We start from the raw sequence: 7,180 nt of genomic DNA on the forward strand, positions 1-7,180 counted from the left end.
GAGCTGCTGCCGGCCTACCTGCGGATCTATAACGGCCGCAGGTGCCACATGGCCCTGGGTGGCCTCACCCCCCAGCAGCGTCTTGCTCAGCTGCAGGCATGAACAACCTGGTGGGAAAGCACACCTAAGCCTCCAGGAAGGCGATCACTTCATCGCACCAGCGGATCCATTCCTGCTCGAAGAGGATGCCGCGGCGCAGGGTGAGGTAGCGGTACTGCTCCTGCAGTGGCAGCTCGCCCTGGCTGAGGAACAGCGCTTCCTTCTCCTGGTAGGAGGCCAGTTGGCCGGCATGCACGGCGCGGCGGCGCTGCACTTCCGCCAGCAGCTGGTCGGGGTCGGCGTAGGGGCCGCCGAGCACCTTCACCAGCAGGTCTTCCCGGATCGGCGTGGGCAGCGAGGGCTCTCCGGCCCACTGGCTCAGCTCCTGCCGGCCCGCCTCGGTGATCGCATACACCTTGCGATCCGGCTTGCCCTGCTGCGGCACCACCTGGCAGCGGGCCCAGCCGTTGCGCTCGATCCGCCCCAGCTCCCGGTAGATCTGCTGCTGGCTGGCCGTCCAGTAGCAGGCCATCGATTCCTCGAACTGCTTGCTGATGTCGTAGCCGCTGGCCTCCTTCTCGCAGAGCACCGTGAGGATCGCGTGCGCCAGGGCCATGGCAGGGGGGGTCGCAACGGCTGACACCTGATCTTCACCCAGTCGCCGCCGCCGCTTGACCTACTCAACTTGTTGTGCATACACTGCCGCACATACTCAAACTGTTGCGTAGCAGGTTGGGCGGCTGACGCCGGGCTCTGTCCCCCGTTGACCGCCCGCCGACGCACGGCCACCTCCCAGCCATGGATTCCGCCCCCGCTGCCTTGCCTCCCGCTCCTGCCCAGGCGCTGCGGCAGGCGTTGCGCGGTTCCCTTGAGCCCCGCTGGGTCCGTTGGGGCCTGCCCCTGGCGGCCACCGCTGCTGTCGCCCTGGCCCTGTCGCCCAGCCTGCGGCCCCGCCCGCCCGCCATCCGCCCCCTGCCGGTGGCGGTGGTGACGGCCGAGCCGGTGAGCAACTTCCTCACCACCCGCGCCTACACCGGCGAGGTGGTGGCCGGCCGCAGCAGCAGCCTCGGCTTTGAGCTGAGCGGCACCCTCGAGCAGGTGCTGGTGGAGGAGGGCGACGTGGTGGCCAGCGGGCAGCCCCTGGCCCGCCTCGACCGCCGCCGACTGCAGGCCCAACGCCAGCAGGTGCTGGCCCAGCGGCAGGTGGCGGTGGCCGGAGTGGAGGAGGTGCGCCAGCAACTGATCCTGGCCGAGCTGCAACGCGAACGGCGTCAGCAACTGCTCGCCCAGGGCGCCATTGCCCGCGAGGAACTCGACCAGCAGATCCAGAGCAGTGCCGTGTTGCGCAGCCGTCTGCTTCAAGCCGAAAGCCAGGTGGACGACGTGAGCGCCCGCCTGCGCGAGATCGATGGGGACCTGGCCCGCAGCGTGCTGGTGGCCCCCTTCGCCGGCACGGTGAGCCGGCGGCTGCTCGATGAGGGCGTGGTGGTGAGCGCCGGCCAGGCCCTGATCACCCTGGTGGAGGCGGCCCCGCAGGAGGTGCGGGTGGGCCTGCCCCCTGCCGTCGCCAGTGGCCTGCGCCTGGGTGAGAGCCACCCCGTGCAGGTGGGGGATCGCAGCCTGCAGGCCAGCGTGAGCGCTTTGCTGCCGGAGCTCGATGCCGCCAGCCGCACCGTCACCGTGGTGCTGCGTTTGCCGGTGAACGATCTGCCGGTGGGAGCCACGCCCCGGCTCGGCCTGGAACGCAGCGAGCGGGGCGAAGGCTTCTGGCTGCCCACTACGGCGCTGGTGGCGGCGGAAGGGGGCCTGTGGTCGGTGTATGTGCTGGAGGAGCCGCCGGTCGGCGACAACAACGCCCCAGCTCAGGGGCAGCAGGTGGCCCGCCGCCTGGTGGACATCGTGCACAGCGAGGGCGAGCGTTCGCTCGTGCGCGGCACCCTGCGCCCCGGCGAGCGCGTGATCGCCAGCGGCACCCAGCGCGTGGTGCCGGGCGTGTGGGTGCAGGAGGCGACCTGATGGGCGCGTTGTTTCATCGCAACCGCCAGCTGCTGCTGCTCACCGTGCTGCTGGTGGTGGTGTGGGGCTTCAGCTCCCTGCTCACCCTGCCGCGCCTGGAGGATCCGCTGATCAGCCAGCGCAATGCCCTGGTGATCACCACCCTGCCCGGCGCCAGCCCGGAGCGGGTGGAGGCGCTGATCACCAAACCCCTCGAAGAAGCCCTGCTGGAACTGGAGGAGGTGGACGAGCTCTCCTCCACCTCCGCCTCGGGCAGTTCGGTGATTTCAGTGGAGCTCAAGGATGGGGTGCGCCCGGTGGCGCCGGCCTGGAGCAAGGTGCGCAGCACGATCGACGACGCCACCCCGCTGCTGCCGCCGGAGGCCAGCGATCCGGAATTCCGCGACGGCAATGTGGGCGCCAGCGCCCTGATCGTGGGCCTCACCTGGGAGCTGCCCGGCCCCGCCGATCTGGGCCTGCTCTCCCGCCTCGCCGACGACCTGCAGACCCGCCTGCGCGCCCTACCCGGCACCAGCAAGGTGGAGATCAGCGGCGAACCCCAGGAGGAGATCCTGGTGGAGATCGGCGCCCGGGAGCTCGCCCGGCTGGGCCTCACCGCCCGCGACCTCTCCGAACGGATCGCCGCCAGCGACGCCAAGGAGGCCGCCGGACAGGTGCGCAACGACAGCGGCGAATGGTTGCTGCAGGTGGATGGCGCCCTCGATTCACTCGAGCGGATCCGGGCCATTCCGCTCACCAGCGGCGCCGATGGCGCCAGTGCCCGCCTGGCCCAGGTGGCGTCGGTGCGCCGGGGGGTGCGCAGCCCCGCCGCCCAGCTGGCGCTCGTGCACGGCCGCCCCGCCGTGGTGGTGGCCGCCACGGTGGCCCCGAGCATGCGGCTCGACCACTGGGCCCAGGACGCGCGCCAGCTGCTGGAGGAGGTGCGCGCCACCCTGCCGGCGGGCCTGGGGCTGCACACCGTGCTCGATCAGAGCCGCTACGTGGAGGCCCGCCTCGATGGGGTGATCGGCAACCTGATCACCGGCTCGCTGCTGGTGGTGGCCGTGTCGGTGTTGATGCTCGGCGGCCGCGCCGCCCTGGTGGTGGGGGCGGCCCTGCCGCTCACGGCGCTGATGGTGCTCGGCTGCATGGGGGTGCTGGGGGTGCCGCTGCACCAGATGTCGGCCACCGGCCTGGTGATCGCCCTGGGCCTGCTGATCGACAACGCCATCGTGGTGGTGGACGAGCTGCAGCAGCGCCTGCGCTCCGGCAGCGCGCCTGGGGAAGCGGTGCGGCAGACAGGCCGCTACCTGCTGGTGCCGATGCTGGCCGCCACGCTCACCACCGTGCTCGCCTTCCTGCCGATCGCCACCTCCCCGGGGGCCACCGGGGAGTTCATCGGCAGCATCGGCCTCACGGTGATCCTGGCGCTGGGCTGTTCCCTGCTGCTCTGGCTCACGGTGATCCTGGCCCTGGCCGCCCGGCTGCACCGCTGGCAGCCGCTGGGGCCCGGTGTGCGCTGGTGGGAGCAGGGCCTCGCCGTTCCGGCGCTCGCCAGCCGCTACACCGCGGTCCTGCAGCAGCTGCTGCGCCGTCCCTGGCAGGGCGTGGCGCTGTGTCTGGTGCTGCCGGTGGTGGGTTTCGCCTGTTTCGCCAGCCTGGAGCGCCAGTTCTTTCCCCCCACCAACCGCGACCAGGTCCAGATCGAGCTGCACCTGCCGCAGCAGAGCGCCATCGCCCGCACCGAGGCGCTGGCGCTGGCGGCGCGGCAGCACATCCGCAGCCATCCCCACGTCGACGACGTGCACTGGTTTCTGGGCGAAAGCGCGCCGCAGTTCTTCTACAACGTGATCGCCGATCAGGACAACGCCCCCCACTACGCCCAGGGCCTGGTGCAGCTGCGCAGCGCCGAGGGCCTGCGTGACACGATCCGCGCCCTGCAGCAGAGCCTCGATCGCCGCTTCCCGGAGGCCCAGATCCTGGTGAAGCAACTGGAGCAGGGGCCGCCGTTCGCGGCGCCGATCGAGCTGCGCCTGCAGGGCCCCGACCTGCAGCAGCTGCGCCAGCTCGGCGACGACCTCAGGCAGCGGCTGGCGCAGCAGCCAGCGGTGACCCACACCAGCGCCAGCCTGAGCGAGGCCCTGCCGCGGCTGGCCCTGGTGGTGGATGAGGAGCAGGCCCGCCGCACCGGCCTCGACAACCGCGCCATCGCCCGCCAGCTGCAGGCTGGCCTCGATGGCGCCATGGGCGGCTCGATCCAGGAGGGCACCACCACCCTGCCGGTGCGGGTGCGGGTGGCCGAGGGCCAGCGGGGCGAACCGGGCCAGGTGGAGGGTCTGGATCTGGTGGCGCCCGGCGGCGGCACGGTGCCGCTCGCGGCTCTGGCCTCGCTGCGGCTGGAGCCGGAGCTGGCCTCGATCGCCCGCCGCGACGGGCAGCGCATCAACGCCGTGCACGGCTATCTCGCCGCCGGCACCCTGCCCAGCACCGTGCTGGCGGAGTTCCGCCGGCAGCTGGAGCGCGACGGCTGGCAGCTGCCGGCAGGGGTGCAGCTCAGCTACGGCGGCGAAGCCGACGCGCGCGGCGATGCCGTGGGCGGCCTGCTGTCCACGGTGGGGGTGCTGATGATCCTGATCACCGCCACCCTGGTGCTCTCCTTCCGCTCGTTCCGGCTGGCCGCCCTGATCGGCTCGGTGGCGGTGCTGGCGGTGGGTCTGGCGGCTCTGGCCCTCCAGCTCAGCGGTTCGTTGTTCGGGTTCACGGCAATCCTGGGCACGCTCGGCCTGATCGGGCTGGCGATCAACGATTCGATCGTGGTGCTCAACGCCCTGCGTACCGATCCAGCGGCCGCCAGCGGCGATCCGGCCGCCAGCACCGCCGTGGTGCTGCATGCCACCCGCCATGTGGTGGCCACCACCCTCACCACGGTGATCGGCTTCCTGCCGCTCATGCTCGATCCCACCGGCTTCTGGCCGCCGCTGGCGATCGCGGTGTCCGGCGGGCTGGTGGGCGCCACCGCCCTGGCGCTGTTCTACGTGCCGGCCGCCCACGCCCTGCTGATGCGCCCGGCTGTGCGCCCGCCCGCGGCGGCGCTCGCCCCACCGCCATTCACACCGCACGCCCCGTCACAACTTGGCCGTGGCCCTCTCGGGCAGGCTCGGTAGGGGCGGCGACCTGCTCGTGCCCCGGTACAGCCAGGTTGCCTGCTGATTTGCTCCCCAGCCTGCCCCTAGGGTTGGCCCTGCGGTGCGATTCCCCATGGCCAAACCCCAGTTCCTCTACGAACCCCACGAGGCGTTCGGGGAGGGTCTCACCACCCGCCGTCCCTGGAACACCGAGGCCCTGGCGCGGGTGGAGCGGCTCAATGGTCGGGTGGCCATGCTCGGATTCGCCGCTGCCCTGATCGGCGAGTGGCTCACGGGCTACGGCCCCGCCGGCCAGCTGCTGGCCCTGCTGCGCTGGTACCTGGGCTGATCCGCTGGCTGATCCAAGGCCATGCCGCCATCTCTCCCGCGCAGAATCCGTGCCTTGGGTCTGGCGCCACTGCTGGGGTTGGCTCTGGCCCTGGCCGCTCCCCTGCCGCGGGCGCTCGGGGCTCACGGCCTGCCCGGCTATGCCCCGGGCTCGGGGGTCGCCGCCGCCGCCGCCCGCCGTATCAGCCGCTGGGCGCTGAGGGAATACGCAGTGCCGGGGGTGGCGATCGCCCTGGTGCACGACGGCCAGCTGGTGCTGGCCGAGGGCTTCGGCGTGCGCGATCTCGATACCGGCGCCCCCACCACCGCGCACACCGTCTTCCAGCTGGCCAGCGTGTCGAAGACCTTCACCGCCGCCACCGTGGCGGCCCTGGTGGACCGCAACCAGCTGGGCTGGGATCAGCCGCTGGTAACGGTGCTGCCGGAGTTCCGCCTCGCCGATAACGATGCGGGCCGCTGGGTGAATGCCCGCGATCTGCTCGTGCACCGCGCCGGCTTTCCCGCCTTCTTCGGCGACCTCTTCGATCACCTCGGCGACGACCGCGCCGAGGTGTTGCACCGGATCCGCCACGTGCAACCCGCCAGCTCCTTCCGCGAGCGGCCCGCCTACTCCAACATCGGCTTCTTCCTCGCCGGCGAGCTGGCCGCGGCGGCCGGCGGCCAGCCCTTCACCACCCTCGCCGATTCCCTGATCGTCCAGCCCCTGGCGATGACCCGCACGGGCACCGCCAGCGCCCTGATCGGTGATGGCTCCGCCCCTGGCGCCCTCGAGGATGTGAGCCGCTCCCATGCGCTGGTGGGGGATCGCCTGCAGGTGGTGCCCCCCAACCTCAGCGGCCTGTTCATCGCCGCCGGCGGCTTCGCCAGCAGTGCCAGCGACCTGGGCCGCTTCCTCACCATGCTGGCCCGCGGCGGCGAACTCGACGGCCGCCGCGTCCTCTCGGAGCAGGCGATGCAGCAGCTGTTCGAGCCGGTGATCGCCGACGAGCCCGGCTTCGCCGAGTTTCCTCCCATCGATGCCGATTCGGGCTTCGCCTACGCCCCCGGCTGGGGGGTGTACCACTACAACGGTCTCAAGGTGCTGGAGAAGGGCGGCGCCCTCGATGGCGTGCGTACCCTGGTGCTGGTGGTGCCCCAGAAGCGTTTCGCCGTGGCGGTGCTGGCCAACCGCAACCTCACGGCCCTGCCGGAGGCGGTGCGGGCGGCCCTGCTGCAGCAGGCCTTCGGCCGCCCCGGTGAAGCCGATCTGCAGCCGCTGATCCGGGCCCAGGCGCGCGAGCTCGAGGGCCTGGTGCTGGCGGTGCAACCTCCCCCCGCCGATCCCCGGCCCCCCTCCCTGCCCCTGAGCGCCTACACCGGCACTTACGTCAATGCCTTGTTCGGCTCCTGGACCGTGGCCGAGCGCGACGGGGCCCTGGAGGTGCTGGCGGGACCAGCCGGTTACCGCGCCGCGCTCAGCCCCTGGAACGGCGAGAGCTTCCACCTGCTCTGGCCCGGGGTGATCTCCGCCCCGGTGGAGGTGCCGTTCCAGGCCGACCCCGGCGGCCGGTAGCGCCCCTCCGAGTGGTGTAACTCAGGAGGTCCTGTGACCCTCTCCGGAGGGTGAACAGGAGCAGTCAGGGGATGACTGCCTGGAAGCTGATTGCGCAGCTCCGTTTATCCACTATGAACCC

General features: G+C 71.8%; 5 protein-coding genes. 4 read left to right on the forward strand and 1 reads right to left on the reverse strand.

What is annotated here, in order from left to right:
• Positions 1 to 124: 124 nt before the first annotated feature.
• Positions 125 to 655, reverse strand: coding sequence for a PadR family transcriptional regulator (locus KBY96_RS15985; protein ID WP_254980543.1), 531 nt, complete (start codon positions 653 to 655; stop codon positions 125 to 127).
• A 182-nt stretch (positions 656 to 837) separates the two neighbouring features.
• Between KBY96_RS15985 and KBY96_RS15990 the strand changes: the two genes are divergently transcribed.
• From KBY96_RS15990 to KBY96_RS16005, 4 genes are all read left to right on the forward strand, one after another.
• Positions 838 to 2,055 (forward strand): efflux RND transporter periplasmic adaptor subunit, encoded by a 1,218-nt coding sequence (locus KBY96_RS15990; RefSeq protein ID WP_254980545.1) that lies wholly within the window; start codon positions 838 to 840, stop codon positions 2,053 to 2,055.
• Positions 2,055 to 5,198, forward strand: a complete 3,144-nt coding sequence (locus tag KBY96_RS15995) for an efflux RND transporter permease subunit (RefSeq protein ID WP_254980546.1) — start codon at positions 2,055 to 2,057, stop codon at positions 5,196 to 5,198. Before KBY96_RS15990 ends, KBY96_RS15995 begins: the two co-directional genes overlap by 1 nt.
• Before the next feature lie 94 nt (positions 5,199 to 5,292).
• Positions 5,293 to 5,508 carry a chlorophyll a/b-binding protein gene (locus KBY96_RS16000; RefSeq protein ID WP_254980547.1) on the forward strand — a complete coding sequence of 72 codons (216 nt, stop codon included), beginning with the start codon at positions 5,293 to 5,295 and terminating at the stop codon, positions 5,506 to 5,508.
• A 54-nt stretch (positions 5,509 to 5,562) separates the two neighbouring features.
• Positions 5,563 to 7,059 carry a serine hydrolase gene (locus KBY96_RS16005; RefSeq protein WP_254980548.1) on the forward strand — a complete coding sequence of 499 codons (1,497 nt, stop codon included), beginning with the start codon at positions 5,563 to 5,565 and terminating at the stop codon, positions 7,057 to 7,059.
• Positions 7,060 to 7,180 lie beyond the last annotated feature (121 nt).

This window comes from Cyanobium sp. ATX 6A2 (genome assembly GCF_024346355.1).
In the GTDB taxonomy this organism is placed as follows: Bacteria; Cyanobacteriota; Cyanobacteriia; order PCC-6307; family Cyanobiaceae; genus NIES-981.